The following is a 15765-nucleotide window of genomic DNA, read 5'->3' on the forward strand; positions in this document are numbered from 1 at the left end:
TAATAACAAACCTTATGGCGCAGGTTCCGGGTCGCTACAGGTTCATACATTCTCAACAGATCCCTGCTATACCTTTCTTTGCAGTAACTGGAACCCTGGCTGCGAATATTGACTCGATAGTGGTCTTTGGGAAAAGCATTTGGAGATTGCTTATCCTGCTTGTGAATGGTTAGGGCTTAAAATAGCCATATGTGCAAATAAATGCTTTTTAAGTGAATTTAAATGCATTAACATATTGTTCGTGCCACAGGTGTGGCATTCATTTCTGCCGGTTTTAACGAGTGTGAGGTAAATCCCAAGGTGCGTACCACAGAATTGGTTGATGGTTTTCGTCATTCTGCTCCCTATGTCAATGCTCACAGGGGTAAGACATTTGTTGTGATGTTAGGAGGGGAGGCGCTGGCTCAGCCTAAGTTTCGTTCCATCATCAATGATGTTGCTTTGCTGCATAGCCTGGGGATCAAGGTGGTATTGGTTTATGGCGCCCGGCCGCAGATAGATGAATCCTTGGCTCATCATCAGATTGAGCCCGCCTATCATCAAGGTGTACGGATCACCGACGAAGCCACTCTCAAGCTGATTAAGCAGGTGGCCGGTTCTTTGCAGTTTGATATTACAGCCAGGTTGTCCATGAGCTTGTCGAACACACCTATGCAGGGAGCTCAGATCAATGTGGTTAGCGGTAATTTTGTCATCGCCCAGCCTTTGGGGGTCGACAATGGCATTGACTATTGCCTCTCCGGCAAGGTGCGCCGTATTGATGTTCAAGGGCTTAAGCGGCAATTGGAAAATAACTGCATCATCCTGATGGGGCCGATAGCTGCTTCGGTCACCGGCGAGAGCTTTAACCTCACCGCTGAAGAGGTAGCGACTCAAGTAGCAATCAAGCTCAAAGCCGACAAGATGATAGGTTTCAGCTCCCAGAACGGTATTTTGGACCGTAATGGTGATGTGATTGCCGAGCTGATGCCCAACGATGCCCAGAAAATTCTCGATAAACTGGCTGGTCAAGGTGAAGGTTGCGTCGGCACCATGGCGTTTCTCAAGGCCAGTATTGATGCCTGTCGCAGTGGCGTACCCCGTTGCCATTTGGTCAGCTATCTGGAAGATGGCGCCCTGTTGCAGGAATTGTTTTCTCGTGAAGGTATAGGTACCCAGATAGTCACTGAGAGTGCCGAGCGCTTACGGCGTGCATCCATTGCCGACATTGGCGGCATACTCAACCTGATCCGCCCGTTGGAAGAGCAGGGTATCCTGGTGCGTCGCTCCCGCGAACAACTGGAGATAGAGGTAGAGCAGTTTATGCTTATTGAGCGTGATGGCTTGGTGATAGGCTGCGCGGCGCTTTATCCCTTTGAAGAGGACAATGCCGGCGAATTTGCCTGTTTGGTGGTACACCCTGACTATCGCGATGCCGATCGCGGTAGCTTGCTGCTGCAAAACATAATAGGCCAGGCCAAGGTACGTGGTTACTCCAGGTTATTCGCGTTGACGACCCGTAGTATTCACTGGTTCCTGGAGCATGGTTTTGAATTGGTGGAGGTGGATGCTTTGCCTAACAAGAAGAAGCAGCTTTACAACTACCAGCGCCGCTCGAAAATCTTGGCACTCGACCTGTAAGATTCAACCTGTTTGACATAACACCATTCAGTTAAGCAAACTTTGACTGAATGGTGTTAATGGATTTCAGAGTAGGAACGGTCCTATGAGGACCGTTGCCTTTTGCATCAAGACTTGGTGCGCTTCATCGCAGTGAAGAACTCTTCATTGGTCTTGGTCATTGCCAGTTTGTCGATCAAGAATTCCATCGCGCTGACTTCATCCATAGGATTGAGGATCTTACGCAGGATCCACATTTTCTGCAGCTCATCCGGCGTGGTCAGTTTCTCTTCACGGCGGGTACCACTGCGGTTGAAATCAATGGCAGGGAATACTCGCTTCTCAGCGGCCTTGCGTGACAGATGCAGTTCCTGGTTACCTGTACCCTTGAACTCTTCGTAAATTACTTCGTCCATCTTGGAGCCGGTATCGATAAGCGCAGTGGCGATAATAGTCAGGCTGCCACCGTTTTCGATATTACGGGCAGCACCGAAGAAACGCTTGGGTCTGTGCAGTGCGTTGGCATCTACACCACCTGTCAGTACCTTACCGGATGAAGGTACAACCGTGTTGTAAGCACGAGCCAGACGGGTGATAGAGTCCAGCAGGATCACTACGTCTTTCTTGTGTTCAACCAGGCGCTTGGCCTTTTCGATAACCATCTCTGCAACTTGTACGTGACGGCTTGCAGGCTCATCGAAGGTGGAAGCGATCACTTCACCTTGAACCAGACGCTGCATTTCGGTCACTTCTTCAGGACGTTCGTCGATCAGCAGTACCATCAACACCACTTCAGGGTTGTTATAGGTGATGGACTGGGCAATGTTCTGCAGCAGCAGAGTCTTACCGGCTTTGGGTGGCGCAACAATCAGACCACGCTGGCCTTTACCCACGGGTGAGCAGAGGTCCAGAATTCGGGCGGTGATGTCTTCGGTGGAACCGTTACCACGTTCCATACGCAGACGTTCTTCTGCATGCAGTGGGGTAAGGTTTTCAAACAGGATCTTGTTGCGGGAGTTTTCAGGCTTGTCGAAGTTAACTTCGTTGACTTTCAACAGAGCAAAATAGCGTTCGCCTTCTTTTGGGGGACGTATTTTGCCGAAAATGGTGTCACCCGTTCGCATGTTGAAACGACGGATCTGGCTTGGCGAAACATAAATATCATCGGGACCGGCCAGATACGAACCATCGGAACTGCGCAGGAAACCAAATCCATCCTGAAGTATTTCCAGAACGCCGCCGCCGAAGATGTCTTCACCACTCTTGGCATGGGCTTTCAATATAGAGAAGATGATATCCTGCTTGCGGGCACGAGCCATATTCTCCAGCTTCATTTCTTCGGCCAGTGCGACTAAGTCTGCAATAGACTTGTTTTTTAATTCAGTTAAATTCATTTTTGGTGGGTCTTGTTTCACGCGACAAAGCTTACGCGCTCAATCTCTCAAATTGGACTTGATGGATGTTGATTGAACAGCGAGAAGTGGGTTAGTAGAAAGAATCTGGTTATTAAAGTAGCACTATCAGGACAGGGCGTCCAGAAGTTTAACTGAACCCGGCACATTTTTATTTCTAGGGCGTGCCGGGTGTCACTTATTTGATTTGAGTGATCAAATCTGGGCGTCGATGAACTCTTTCAACTGAGTCTTGGACAGGGCGCCAACTTGATTGGCAACCAGTTCACCGTTTTTGAACAGCAACAGGGTAGGAATACTGCGAACACCGTATTTAACAGGTGAAGCGTTGTTCTGATCTATGTTTAATTTGGCGATGGTCAGTTTGCCAGCGTATTCTTCGGCAACATCGTCCAGGATGGGAGCGATCATTTTACATGGGCCACACCACTCGGCCCAGAAGTCTACCAATACAGGCAGTTCTGATTTCAGGACGTCATTTTCAAAGCTGTCGTCGCTCAGGTACACAATTTTATCGCTCATGATGTTCTCCAGTTGGGTTGCCATTACTGGTCTGTTAATGGCTTAACCTGTATATTGGGTTGGATTAACGGCAATTCAAGTCACCGTTTTTTTCTTGTCGCTATTTCAAACGATCGAGTATCTTATTGCAACCCTAACTGGTATGCTTGCGCTATGAGCGAAACACATTTATCTCAACAAAAATTTGCCGAACTGCCACTACATCCTGAAGTAATTCAGGCGCTTGCAGAAAACGGTTTCGAATATTGTACGCCTATTCAGGCACTTTCCCTGCCGGTACTTTTGCAGGGCAAGGATATCGCCGGTCAGGCGCAGACAGGTACGGGCAAGACCCTGGCCTTTCTGGTAGCAACTTTTAACCATTTACTTTCAACCGATATTCCCGCCGAACGCCAACTTAATCAGCCCAGAGCCATCATTATGGCACCAACCCGGGAACTGGCGATTCAGATAGCCAAAGATGCCACCTTGCTGTCCAAACACACCAAACTCAAGGTGGGGATTGTCTATGGCGGCGAAGGCTATGATGCCCAGCGCAAGGTGCTGGACAAGGGCGTGGATATCCTGATTGGTACTACAGGACGCATTATAGATTATGTGCGTCAAGGGGTTGTCAACCTCAGTTCCATTCAGGCGGTAGTGTTGGATGAAGCGGATCGCATGTTTGATCTGGGCTTTATCAAAGACATTCGCTTCCTGTTCCGCCGTATGCCGGATGCCAAAGACAGGCTCAACATGCTGTTCTCGGCTACCTTGTCGATGAAGGTGCAGGAGCTGGCTTATGACCATATGAATGATCCGGTCAAAGTCGAAATTGCACCGGAAGAGAAGACCTCAAAAAACATCAAGGAAGAGCTGTTCTATCCTTCGATGAAGGACAAGATCCCACTGCTGCTTACCCTGATAGAGGAAGATTGGCCGGATAAGGCGATAGTCTTTGCCAACACCAAGCATCAGTGTGAGAACCTCTGGGGCTGGCTCGAAGGAGATGGTCACAGAGTCGGTCTGCTGACCGGTGACGTGCCACAGAAGAAACGTCTTAAGATCCTGGAGCAGTTCACCAAGGGTGATCTGGATATTTTGGTGGCCACAGACGTCGCAGCCCGTGGCCTGCATATTTCTGATGTGTCCCATGTCTATAACTTCGACCTGCCTGATGACTGTGAAGACTATGTTCACCGTATCGGTCGTACCGGCCGCGCCGGTGCCAAAGGGGTTTCAGTCAGCTTTGCCTGTGAAGAATACGCCCTCAACCTGCCGGCTATCGAAGACTATATCAAGCACTCGATTCCGGTAACCTCTTACGATGCCGAAGCCTTGCTCGATGATATTCCTGCACCGGTTCGTATCCATCGTAAGCATGCCGGACCGCGTAATACCCGCGATCGCGGTCAGGGACGTCCTCAGGGAGCTCATCGTAGCGGTGGTCGTCCACCTCGTCACGACAGGACCCGCAGACATTCCTGAATGCCGAAACCCGCCTACGCCGCCATAACCCTTGGCTCCAATAGCTTCAATATGCTGGTTGCCCGTACCGTCGGCGGCCAGCCCAAGGTTCTTGCCAAATACAAACGTAAGGTGAGGTTGGCCGAGGGAATTGAGGCCGATGGCAGTCTTAATCAGGCGGCATTCGAACGAGGCCTCGATTGCCTGGCGATGTTCGCCAATATGCTTGTCGAGCATCAAGTTGGTGATGCCAATGTGGCTGTTATTGCTACCGCAACTCTTCGATGTATCAGTAATTCAGATGAATTCAATCGTCGTGCCCTGCAAATATTGGGGCACCCGATAGAGATCATCTGCGGTATGCGCGAAGCCGAACTTATCTATCAAGGCATGGTGGCGACCACTCATGGTGAAGGGCGACGCCTGGTGATAGATATAGGTGGCGCCAGTACCGAGTTTATTGTGGGTGACGGTGAAAAGGTGCTGTTTAAAACCAGTCTGCCCATAGGCTGTGTCACCTATAATCAATGCTTTTTCACCTCTGCCCCCCTGCAACCGCTGGACTTTGACGATGTGCGAGCCAAGGTGGAGCAGGCCTTGGCTGAACACAAATCGACTTTGAAAGCGCTGGGCTGGCATTCGGTGGTCGGTGCTTCCGGAGCAGTGCAGTCAGTGGTTGAAGTGTTGCAGCACAGGCAGGAGTCGGAAACCCTGACCCTGACGGTACTGGAGTCGTTGAAACAGGAGTTGCTTGCGCAGGAGAGCCTAACTTTGGATAGCATAAGTGGCCTTTGTCCCGAGCGGGCGCCGACCTTTGCATCCGGAGTTGCCATCTTGCTGGCGCTGTTTGAACTTTTGGGTATTGAACGCCTGCATTTATCCGGCGGCGCTTTGCGTGAAGGGGTGCTGCAGATGTTGGCTAAACGGCAGTTTGCAGAATAAGCACAATTAAAAAAGGACCTTAACCAGGTCCTTTTTACTATCTCATTTTTTTGTTGCTACAGTCCGAGTGCACCTTAGGTTATGCGGCATAGTGGCTTGAAAGATTACTCGAGGATCTTGGCTAGATCCTGCTCCAGAGATACTTCCGGGCGTTCAACGATACGGCCAATCTCTTTGCCATCCTGAAGCACAATAAAGGTTGGGATCCGCTGGAAGTCATATTGAGCGGCCAAGCCTTCCGGATCCTGTTTCTGGCGATCTACCCCGATATAACGCACTTGGATATTAGGGTTGGCTACTTGCTCCATGATGCGGATAAAGCGCGGTGTTTCTCTGTGGCAGTCCGGGCACCATGTACCTATGATGACGACAATTTCTGTGGCTTTCTTGACCGCTTTTACTGGAGCCAATACCTCTGCTTCTACCTGATAACTTTGATAGCCACTGCTGAATTCGGGTAATTCTGTCACCAGTTTCTGTGCTTCGACTGCGCCCGTTAAGATCACTTCCTGTTTCTCCTCGCTGCAGGTGGCGATAAAGCCTTCCTGTTTGTCTTCGAAACCACAACCGCCATTGGCCATAACCTGGCAACTGAAGAATAACGCGGTGGTGGCGAGTAACGCTTTTACATTCTGGTGCATCATACTACCTCGGGTGGGGTGACTCCATACCTTGATTCAACCATTGGTGAGGGATATCGCAAAGAGACAAACACTATGTATGTTAGCAAGATCACTAAATAATTTTGATCTGAACAAAGAGGTTTTTCAACGAGGGAGTGGATTCTTGCCGGGAATGAGACAAATACAAAAAGCCGCCTTGAAGGCGGCTTTGGAGTTCAATTTACTTGGCGTCTTTCAGCCATTGGGCGGCCTGCTTGGCAAAGTAAGTGAGAATGCCATCGGCGCCGGCACGTTTGAAGCACAGCAAAGATTCCATCACTATGGCTTTTTCTGCCAGCCAGCCGTTTTGAATTGCTGCCATATGCATGGCGTATTCACCGCTGACCTGATAGGCAAAAGTCGGTACACCCAGTTCGGTTTTGACTCTGCGCACTATATCCAGATAAGGCATGCCTGGCTTCACCATCACCATATCGGCGCCTTCCTGAATATCCAGGGCGACTTCATGCAATGCTTCGTCCGAGTTGGCCGGATCCATTTGATAGCTGTGCTTGTTACCGCCTTTGAGGTTGCCGGCAGAGCCGACCGCATCGCGGAAGGGGCCATAGTAGTTGGAGGAATACTTGGCGCTGTAAGCCATAATCTGAGTGTTGACGTGGCCTGCGGCTTCGAGTGCCTGACGTATGGCACCTATGCGGCCATCCATCATATCTGAAGGGGCTACCATATCTGCACCGGCTGCGGCGTGGGACAGTGCCTGTTTCACCAGAATTTCTGTGGTGATGTCATTAATGATGTAACCGGTCTCATCTATGATGCCGTCTTGTCCATGAGTGGTGTAGGGATCCAGTGCGACATCTGTCATCACGCCCAATTGAGGGAACTCGGCCTTGAGCTCTCGAACGGCTCGTTGCACCAAACCGTCAGGATTGTAGGCTTCTTCGGCCATCAGAGACTTTTTCTCCGCCGGTGTTACCGGGAAGAGGGCAATCAAAGGGATACCCAGCTCTACCAGCTCTTCGGCTTCTTTGAGCAGCAGATCTATGCTGTAACGCTCAACGCCCGGCATGGAGGCTACAGATTCGGTACGCTTGTTACCTTCGAGCACAAACATGGGGTAGATGAGATCATTGACTGTCAACAGGTTCTCAGCCATCAGGCGGCGGCTGAACTCATGCTTGCGCATACGGCGCATACGACGCTGTGGGTAGGCACTGGTAATTATGTTCACTTTGGGCTCCTGGCTGGATCTGAAAGGGTATCTTGCTCGGGATCAAAGGCGTAGACCCGATCCCTGCCTGAATTCTTGGCGCAATACAGTGCCTTGTCGGCTTGCTCCAGCAACTGGGTGATGCGCATATCCGACTCTATAATGGCGACACTGACGCCGATACTGGCGGTCAGAGGGATTGTCTGTTTATCCCAGCTGACATCCAAGGCCGAGATGGCGTGACGTATCTGTTCTGCCACACTCAGGGCCCCGATAGTATCAGTATTAGGCAATATAATAGCAAACTCCTCACCACCAAAACGTGATACCAGATCACTTGGGCGCCTGAGGATATTCTTGAGGGTATTGGCAATACTTTTAAGGGTTTGATCGCCGGCCAAATGGCCATGGGTGTCGTTAATGGTCTTGAATCTGTCTATGTCCAGTATCAGCAGTGCCAGCGGCGTCTGTTGTCGGCGGCTGATGCGCCCTTCGGCCTGCAGACGCTTGTCGAAGGTGGAGCGGTTTTTGACCCCGGTAAGGCTATCTATAGTGGCCTTTTCGGTGAGCTTCTGGTTGGCCTCATTCAGCTCTCTGAGCGCTATTTCCAGCTCCAGAGTGCGTTCTTGTACCATACGTTCCAGCTTCTCGTTACTCTCGGCTTCCATTCTAAGGGTTTCTTCTCTGGCTTCGCGGATCCGTTCCGCCTGTCTCAGAGCTTCCTGTTGAATTCTTTGCTTGGCTTTGCGTTCATCGTTGTAGCGTATCGCCAACACTGCCGCCATAAATACGACTTCGAAGGTGAGCCCCAATAGCACCGGCGTTTGTGGCATCAGGGGTAGCTTTAAAATACCCAGATACATGAAACAGGAGACGAAGATCCCCAGCGTCATCCCGCTCCAGGATACTGTGTAGAGTTTGGCGAGTTTATTGCCGCGTATCGCCTGCAATATGCTGAAAAACAGTAGCATCAGGCTCACAGACATGACTGAGACTATCTCAATATAGATGGCGAGTGCGTAATCAAGCAGTATAGTGGCGAAAATCAGCAGTATGGCGCTGGCCGCCGTATAGCGACAGGCCCTCAACATACGGATACTGTGGTATTTGAGCTGTAATACCTTCTCGGTAAAGAGTATCCCAAAGGCAATCACCAGAGGGACCAACGAAGGGATAACATATTGTTGCAGCTGCGGCACATTGGGCCAAAGATAGCGAAAGGCCGTACCATTGATGCAGGCAACCAATAGCGTCATGGTCAATACATAACCGGCATAATAGCTGTAACTGAAGGAGCGGGTTGTTAGGGCGATAAACAATGCAAACAAGCCTATAGCGGCCAGGGCGCCTAACTGTATGCCATTGAGCATATTGCGGGTTTCCTGGCTTTGTAGCAGCGCGTATGGCTCCCAAAGGTGAATAGGCAGATAGCTGCTGCCAGCGGTGGTCAATTTGAGCCAGAATTGGTGCTGTTCCTGCTGTTTGATGTTAAAGGCATAGAGGAAGCTGGTACTCAATATGCTTCTGTGGCCAAAGGCCTGGGTATCTCCCAATGTTAGCTGACGCTGGAGACGACCATCGACGTAGTGGTAGATCTCCAGCTTGTCCGTACTGGGGTTATTGAAGGCCAGTATTCTGTTGAAATGGCCCGGCTCTTTGGCATAAAGGCTGAAGTTGAACCAGAGGCCATCGGCGCCCATCTCGATAAAGTTGTAGTCATTGGCTGGATGCCAGGCGGTATCCGGTAAATTCTGTACCTGGTTGAGGCGACTATCAGCGCCTTGCTCTGTGACTCGGGTGCTGGGGCGCAGATCCAAATCCAGCCCTTCGGTTGCGGAAACCGCGACTCTGGGTTCGGCAGCAAGAGTGAGAGACAGTAAACTCAAGAAGAGCAATAGAATGGAGTAGGCATTAGCCATGAATGCTCTCCAGCTTAAAGAAACGCAAGCTGTTGCTAAAGCACTGGCGCGCAAGACTCTCCAGCGACTGACCTCGGATGTCGGCGACAGCTTGGGCTATGTAAGGCAGATACTTGGGCTCATTGCGGCCCGATTTCGGCTTGGGTCGCATGCTGCGTGGCAGTAGATAGGGACTGTCGGTTTCCAGTAATAATCTGTTGTCCGGGATTAATGGCAGAGCGCTGACCAGATCTTGTCCACGGCGTTCGTCACAAACCCAACCCGTTACGCCCAGGTACAGATCCCTGGCAATATAGTCTTCGGCCTGTTTGGGGCCGTCGGTAAAACAGTGCAGTAGCGCTGCCGGAAGGGCTTCCAGATAGTCATCCAGAATAGCCAGAAAATCATCATGGGCGTCGCGTTGATGCATCAGTACCGGGTATTGCAGTTCTACCGCCAGAGCCAACTGGGACTCAAAGGCCTGGCGTTGCTGCTGGCGCGGCGAAAAGTCTCTGTTGTAGTCCAGGCCGCATTCCCCTATGGCAACCACGCCCGGTTGCCTGGCCAGTTGTTTCAGTTCGGCGGCGCTCTTCGTCTGCCACTCGCTGGCATGATGAGGGTGGACACCTACTGTGGTGTAGACTTTTCGGGGATATTGCCGGCAAACCTGGATGCAGCTTCGGCTTTCATCCAGATGGCTGCCAATAATGATAAGCGGTGAGACGCCTTCGCCTGCCGCTTCATTGATAACTCGATTGAGATCTTGTTCCAGGTGGCTGCCAATTAGATTGACAGCGATATCCAGGTATTGATTCACTGCAGACGCTTGACCCTGATAGTGCTGTTGCGCCCTTCAGTTCCCAACAGGAATGAGCCTAAGGCGGCTTTTTCGATATAAACCTTCTGCCCGGATTTCAGGCGGAAATTGCGGCTGTCGGTTTGTTTCCAAACCTGACCGTTACTGAAGCTGATTTTGAGGGCACCATAGGGGTCTTTATCGACCTCGCTGATGGTCAGGAAAATCTTCGCAACTTCATTTTTCTTGCTGGTCTGGATAGTGGATTCCAGGTTATCGGCACCGAAGTCGGCCGCAGGATCGGCCTGAACACTCTTGGCCACAGGCGCAGCGGCAACTACAGTGGTTGCTTCGGCAGCACTAACTTGGGTGGCTTTTACATGAGAGACTTTGGCAGCCAGCTCATCGTAGCAGATGAGCCGGTCGAGTTTATCAGTTAGGGAGGCACATTGAGCCAATTCCTGCTCGATACCGGCCTGAGCCTGAAAACAAAGCAGTGCAGCAGTAGAGGCAGCAATCCAGGTTAAACGCATGAATATCATCCTTCTTTTATTCTTGTTATTGCCCTTGCTGCCTGCTGATTATGCCTGTTTTTCTTCGGTTTCATCCTCGTCTGATTCATCCGAAGCCTTGCTGTAAAAACGGGCAGCCAAGAGTCCACCTTCAAACAATAACAGCATTGGCACGGCCAGCATAGTCTGAGAGATGACATCAGGCGGTGTTAGCATCATGCCCACCACAAAGGCACCGACAACGATATAGGGGCGTTTAGCTCTTAGGTCTTCCGGAGTCGTGACACCGGCCCAGCACAACAAAATCACGGCGACCGGGATCTCGAATGCCAAACCAAAGGCAAAGAACAGCTTCAGAATAAAGCTCAGATAACTGCTGATATCGGTTGCTACCTGAACCCCTTCCGGAGCCACACTGGTAAAGAAGCCGAATACGACCGGGAATACTACATAGTAGGCAAAGGCGATCCCCAAATAAAACAGCAGAGTACTACTGAATAAGAGCGGAACTACCAGACGTTTTTCATGTTTATACAGTCCGGGCGCGACAAAGGACCAGATCTGAAATAGCACATAGGGCACCGCAATAAAAAAAGACAGTACCAGTGTTAGTTTAAAGGGAGCAAAAAACGGCGCGGCCACATCCGTTGCAATCATACTGCCGGTATCCGGCAATGACTGCATCAATGGGATCGCCATATAGTGATAGATATCATTGGCCCAGTAAACCAGGGCAATAAACACGATAAGCACACTTGCAATGGCTTTGAGCAGTTTAGTGCGCAGTTCAAGCAAGTGGCTGATTAATGGCTGCTGTTGCGACATGCGTTACCCATTATTTAGTGTCAGTACCTGTCGGCTTGGGAGCCGTCTCGGTGGCAGGTGTTTTCTCCTCGACAGCGGCTTCTGCCTTGGGGGATTCCTGGGCTGGAGATTTGCTGTCTTCAACCTGATAGGGACGGTTAACCGATTGGGCCGCCTCTCTCAGTTGATCGATAGATTCCTGCAGTTCCGGAGACAGATTGCTGAGGCCCTTGCTCTCGGCCTTCTTCAGGTCTGCATGTAACTGCTCGATCTTGAGCTCCTGCTCAAGTTCATCTTTGACCGAATTAGCCATGCGTTTCATGGCACGGATCCAGCCGGTAATTGAACGTACCGCTACCGGGAGACGTTCGGGGCCGAGAACGACCAGCCCCAATACCCCGATGAGCAGCAGCTCCATAAAGCCGATACCATCGAACATAGGGAATTACGCCTGTTCTTTGTCCTTGGACTCAGGCTTCTTATCAGTCGCCTGTGCTTTGGGGTCTGCCTGAGTGTTCTGTGTAGAAGTGTCCTCGATGGCTTTCTTGTCCTCGTCACTGGACATAGCATTTTTAAATCCTTTAACTGCTCCGCCGAGGTCGCCGCCCAGTGAACGCAGCTTCTTGGTGCCGAACAGCAGCACTACAATTAACGCGATGATGAGAAGTTGCCAAATACTGATACCACCCATGAAGGTTTCCTCTTAGATAATCTTGGTTCAATTATGAACCTTTAATTAAAATGTACTAATTAAAATTTCTTAATTTTAGGCCTGGATCGCCATCCAGCAAACCATAGGATTGCTCCGACCCCAATACTGACATAGGACGGCCACAGTGTAGCGTCCTGACTGAGTGAAATCGTGCCACAGATCAACAAAATTGCGGATGTGATTAACAAATAATTACTCTTGTGTGCTTTTTGCTGGTGTTTAAGATACTTATCCAACATCTGCTGCTGAGCTCCAAGGAGATTACGCCCCAGCTTCAGATTGTCATATATCAGTTCCGGAAACTCTGGAAGTTTATCAGACCAGAAGGGCAATTGTGTTTGCACTTTTTTGAACATTGCCTTGGGGCCGACCTGTTCTGCCATCCACTGCTCAAGGAAAGGCTTGGCCGTTTGCCACAGATCCAGTTGAGGATAAAGCTGACGTCCCAAGCCTTCGATATAGAGCAAGGTCTTTTCCAGCAAGACCAACTGCGGCTGTACCACTATATGGAAGCGGCGGGCGGTGCGAAACAGTTCCAGCAGCACATGGCCGAAGGAGATCTCATCCAGCGGCTTGTTGAACATGGGTTCACACACCACTTTAACCGCTTGCTCGAAGGCCTGAATGTCGGTATCGGCTGAAACCCAACCGGATTCCACATATAGTTGGGCGATACGGCGGTAATCACGGTTGAAAAAGGCGAGAAAGTTTTCTGCCAGATAGCGTTTATCCGTGTCGTTAAGTGTTCCCATAATGCCGCAGTCCAGACCTATATAGAAAGGATCTTCCGGGTGCTCACGGGAAATAAAGATGTTGCCCGGGTGCATGTCGGCGTGGAAAAAGTTATCGCGAAATACCTGGGTAAAGAAGAGTTCCACCCCACGCTCGGCCAACAGCTTGAGGTTGGTGCCCTGGGCCTTGAGCGCGGCGATGTCCGACACCGGGATCCCCTCGATACGTTCCATCACCATCAAGCGCTGATAGCTCAGTTCTTCATAAACATAGGGAATATAGAGGGCGTTGGAGTCGATAAAATTGTTGCGCAGCTTGACTGTATTGAGCGCTTCCAGTTTAAGGTTGAGCTCCCCCAAAATGGTAGTGCGGTAGTCTTCCACCACTTCGGCCGGGCGCAGGCGGTTATCCGGGCCGAGAATGGTTTCCAGCAGCTTGGCACTCTGGCTCATCAGCTGTAGGTCGGCGAGAATGTTTTGCTCTACATTGGGGCGTAATACCTTGAGGACCACAGGTTTGCCGTTGGACTTGAGCGTTGCCGTGTGCACTTGGGAAATAGATGCCGAGGCCAGCGGGGTATCGTCAAAGTCGTCAAACAGGGTTTCTATGGGGGCTTTGAGCTCGGCCTCAATAGCTTCTCGTGCCAGCTTGGAGTCAAATGGCGGGACTCTGTCCTGCAACATGGCCAATTCATGGGCCCATTCATCACTGAGCAGATCGCGACGGGTGGAGAGCATCTGGCCGAACTTGATATAAACCGGCCCCAACTCTTGCATAGCCAGTTTCAGACGTTCACCACCGGCCTTGGATTTATGTTTGTTGCGCAGCCAAAACAGACTGCGACGCCAGAGTTTAAAGTACCAAGGGGTCAACTTTTTCGGCAACAGCTCGTCCAAACCATAATGCAGGGCAATGCTGATAACCTGATATCCTCTCTTGATACTGGCGAAACTCATGGGCTTTTCTTGTCCTTCAAATTGGCGAGTCGTTGTTCTAAGGCGTCCGTGGCGGCCGCAAGCTCGTCAATTTTGTCGCAATGGTGAATAAATTCAAGCCGATGAGGGGCTAATTTGTACTCTTCGGTGGTTAATTGCGCCAGATGGGACTGGGTCTTGTTAAACACCCGGCTTAAATCTGCCCTGGCTCGCTCCAGACCGCTCAATAATATATGCGTCGGGGCATCGCCCAGATAACGGGACAAAGGCTCGGCAAAGTCGAATCTGACCTGTTGCAGGAAATGGCTGAATGTTTGCAGCAGAGCGAGTTCCCCTTCGATGACCAGCTTATCTTGCTTGATAAGCTCGGTGAGACTCTCGCCTTCGCCCAGGCGATAGAGAGTGGTGGCATCGGCCTTGACGGTTACCGCCACCTCGCCCTCATAGCTGGAAAGCACCTGAATTTTCTTGGCAAACACCAGATAAAGCGGCCAATTCAGTTGACTGAGCTGCAGACACAGGACTTTACCGTGCAGCGATTTCAGCCGGGCATATTCGTCTTCGGCTTGGCCGGTGACTTTCTCTAGTGCCATCTCCAGAGCGGCGCAGCACAACAGCCGCCACTGGGATGTCAGGCTCAGCTCATTCATCTCAGAACTTATAGCCTCGATGCAGAGCCACTACGCCGTCGGTCATATTGATGTAATCCACCTGCTCCAGGCCGGCGTCCAGCATCATCTGCTTCAGAGTTTCCTGATCCGGGTGCATACGGATGGACTCGGCCAGATATTCGTAGCTGTCGGCATCTTTGGCAACCAACTGACCCATCTTGGGCAGGATCTTGAATGAATACAGATCATAGGCCTTGCGCATGATCTCATGCTGTGGCTTGGAGAACTCCAATACCAACAATTTACCACCCGGCTTGAGCACTCGTTGCATTGAGCGCAGCGCCGCGTCTTTGTCGGTCACATTACGCAGGCCAAAGGCGATGGTGATGATATCGAAGTGATTGTCCGGAAATGGCAGCGCTTCGGCGTTGGCCTGTACGTAATTGACGTTGCCCACAATGCCCTTGTCGCGTAGTTTGCTGCGGCCAACTTTGAGCATGGAATCATTGATATCCGCCAGAATAACCTGGCCCTTGTCACCCACCAGGTGCGAGAATTTGGCGGTCAAATCACCTGTGCCACCGGCCAGATCCAATACCTTCATTCCCGGACGGGCACCGGCGCACTCTATGGTGAAGCGTTTCCAGAATCTATGGATACCAAAGGAAGCGACATCGTTCATGATGTCGTATTTAGCGGCAACGGAATGGAAGACTCCGGCTACCAGGTCGGCCTTCTTTTCAGCTTCGACAGTTTTATACCCGAAATGTGTACTCTTTGGTGAGCCTTCAGACATCAGTGTATTCCTATGACTAACTTGTATTGCAGCGAGTGTAAGCTATTGGTGCGGCTTGCTGAATCTTTGCGCGGCCAAGCTGTGATCGCCGCAGTAAAAAACGCTGTTGGCCCCGTGGCCAGACTGCGCATTAGACCACAATATCTGCCGGGGGTGAATAGCCCCAGCCGCCATAGCATTGCCGATGGCGGCTGAACTTCGCTGTGTCTTCCTGC

Annotated in this window: 17 protein-coding genes; 4 read left to right on the top strand and 13 right to left on the bottom strand. The window is 50.9% G+C overall.

Features of this window, described 5'->3' with window-relative positions; translation table 11 throughout:
• Window positions 1–300 precede the first annotated feature (300 nt).
• On the top strand, window positions 301–1620 hold the full coding sequence (gene argA, locus AYI96_RS15940; protein ID WP_039034102.1) for an amino-acid N-acetyltransferase: 1320 nt from the start codon (window positions 301–303) through the stop codon (window positions 1618–1620).
• Between the two features lie 107 nt (window positions 1621–1727).
• Here argA and rho read toward each other — a convergent pair whose 3' ends face one another.
• Window positions 1728–2993: a transcription termination factor Rho gene (rho, locus tag AYI96_RS15945; RefSeq protein WP_039034049.1), complete on the bottom strand. Its 1266-nt coding sequence runs from the start codon at window positions 2991–2993 to the stop codon at window positions 1728–1730.
• A gap of 213 nt (window positions 2994–3206) precedes the next feature.
• Window positions 3207–3533, bottom strand: a complete 327-nt coding sequence (gene trxA / locus AYI96_RS15950) for a thioredoxin TrxA (RefSeq protein WP_025011563.1) — start codon at window positions 3531–3533, stop codon at window positions 3207–3209.
• Between the two features lie 153 nt (window positions 3534–3686).
• Here trxA and rhlB point away from each other — a divergent pair, with 153 nt between their 5' ends.
• Window positions 3687–5000, top strand: a complete 1314-nt coding sequence (gene rhlB / locus AYI96_RS15955) for an ATP-dependent RNA helicase RhlB (protein WP_144361972.1) — start codon at window positions 3687–3689, stop codon at window positions 4998–5000.
• On the top strand, window positions 5001–5921 hold the full coding sequence (locus AYI96_RS15960; RefSeq protein WP_039034051.1) for an exopolyphosphatase: 921 nt from the start codon (window positions 5001–5003) through the stop codon (window positions 5919–5921).
• 104 nt (window positions 5922–6025) lie between these two features.
• Here the strand turns inward: AYI96_RS15960 and AYI96_RS15965 are convergent, their stop codons facing one another.
• From AYI96_RS15965 to ubiE, 11 genes are all read right to left on the bottom strand, one after another.
• Window positions 6026–6562 (bottom strand): thioredoxin family protein, encoded by a 537-nt coding sequence (locus AYI96_RS15965; RefSeq protein WP_071475694.1) that lies wholly within the window; start codon window positions 6560–6562, stop codon window positions 6026–6028.
• Window positions 6563–6764: 202 nt separating this feature from the next.
• Entirely contained in the window at window positions 6765–7775 is a 1011-nt protein-coding gene (gene hemB, locus AYI96_RS15970) for a porphobilinogen synthase (RefSeq protein ID WP_039034053.1), read from the bottom strand.
• Window positions 7772–9673, bottom strand: a complete 1902-nt coding sequence (locus tag AYI96_RS15975) for a diguanylate cyclase (protein ID WP_144361973.1) — start codon at window positions 9671–9673, stop codon at window positions 7772–7774. The genes hemB and AYI96_RS15975 overlap by 4 nt, the downstream gene beginning before the upstream one ends.
• A complete protein-coding gene (locus AYI96_RS15980) occupies window positions 9666–10469 on the bottom strand; it encodes a TatD family hydrolase (RefSeq protein WP_101096351.1) in 804 nt (267 codons plus the stop codon). Before AYI96_RS15980 ends, AYI96_RS15975 begins: the two co-directional genes overlap by 8 nt.
• Window positions 10466–10981, bottom strand: a complete 516-nt coding sequence (locus tag AYI96_RS15985; RefSeq protein ID WP_071475673.1) for a hypothetical protein — start codon at window positions 10979–10981, stop codon at window positions 10466–10468. The genes AYI96_RS15980 and AYI96_RS15985 overlap by 4 nt, the downstream gene beginning before the upstream one ends.
• Before the next feature lie 48 nt (window positions 10982–11029).
• A complete protein-coding gene (gene tatC, locus AYI96_RS15990) occupies window positions 11030–11785 on the bottom strand; it encodes a twin-arginine translocase subunit TatC (protein WP_039034057.1) in 756 nt (251 codons plus the stop codon).
• A gap of 10 nt (window positions 11786–11795) precedes the next feature.
• On the bottom strand, window positions 11796–12203 hold the full coding sequence (tatB, locus tag AYI96_RS15995; protein WP_071475672.1) for a Sec-independent protein translocase protein TatB: 408 nt from the start codon (window positions 12201–12203) through the stop codon (window positions 11796–11798).
• A 6-nt stretch (window positions 12204–12209) separates the two neighbouring features.
• Window positions 12210–12455, bottom strand: coding sequence for a Sec-independent protein translocase subunit TatA (gene tatA / locus AYI96_RS16000; protein WP_144361974.1), 246 nt, complete (start codon window positions 12453–12455; stop codon window positions 12210–12212).
• Between the two features lie 59 nt (window positions 12456–12514).
• Window positions 12515–14164, bottom strand: a complete 1650-nt coding sequence (ubiB, locus tag AYI96_RS16005; protein ID WP_039034060.1) for a ubiquinone biosynthesis regulatory protein kinase UbiB — start codon at window positions 14162–14164, stop codon at window positions 12515–12517.
• Window positions 14161–14793 carry an SCP2 domain-containing protein gene (locus AYI96_RS16010; protein WP_144361975.1) on the bottom strand — a complete coding sequence of 211 codons (633 nt, stop codon included), beginning with the start codon at window positions 14791–14793 and terminating at the stop codon, window positions 14161–14163. Before AYI96_RS16010 ends, ubiB begins: the two co-directional genes overlap by 4 nt.
• A gap of 1 nt (window position 14794) precedes the next feature.
• The gene (gene ubiE, locus AYI96_RS16015; RefSeq protein WP_039034062.1) at window positions 14795–15550 is read right to left on the bottom strand and encodes a bifunctional demethylmenaquinone methyltransferase/2-methoxy-6-polyprenyl-1,4-benzoquinol methylase UbiE; all 756 of its coding nucleotides are present in this window, start codon (window positions 15548–15550) and stop codon (window positions 14795–14797) included.
• Between the two features lie 12 nt (window positions 15551–15562).
• Between ubiE and AYI96_RS16020 the strand changes: the two genes are divergently transcribed.
• A complete protein-coding gene (locus tag AYI96_RS16020; protein ID WP_143078343.1) occupies window positions 15563–15745 on the top strand; it encodes a hypothetical protein in 183 nt (60 codons plus the stop codon).
• Window positions 15746–15765 lie beyond the last annotated feature (20 nt).

The sequence above is a fragment of the Shewanella sp. MSW genome, assembly GCF_007636515.1.
GTDB lineage: Bacteria > Pseudomonadota > Gammaproteobacteria > Enterobacterales > Shewanellaceae > Shewanella > Shewanella indica.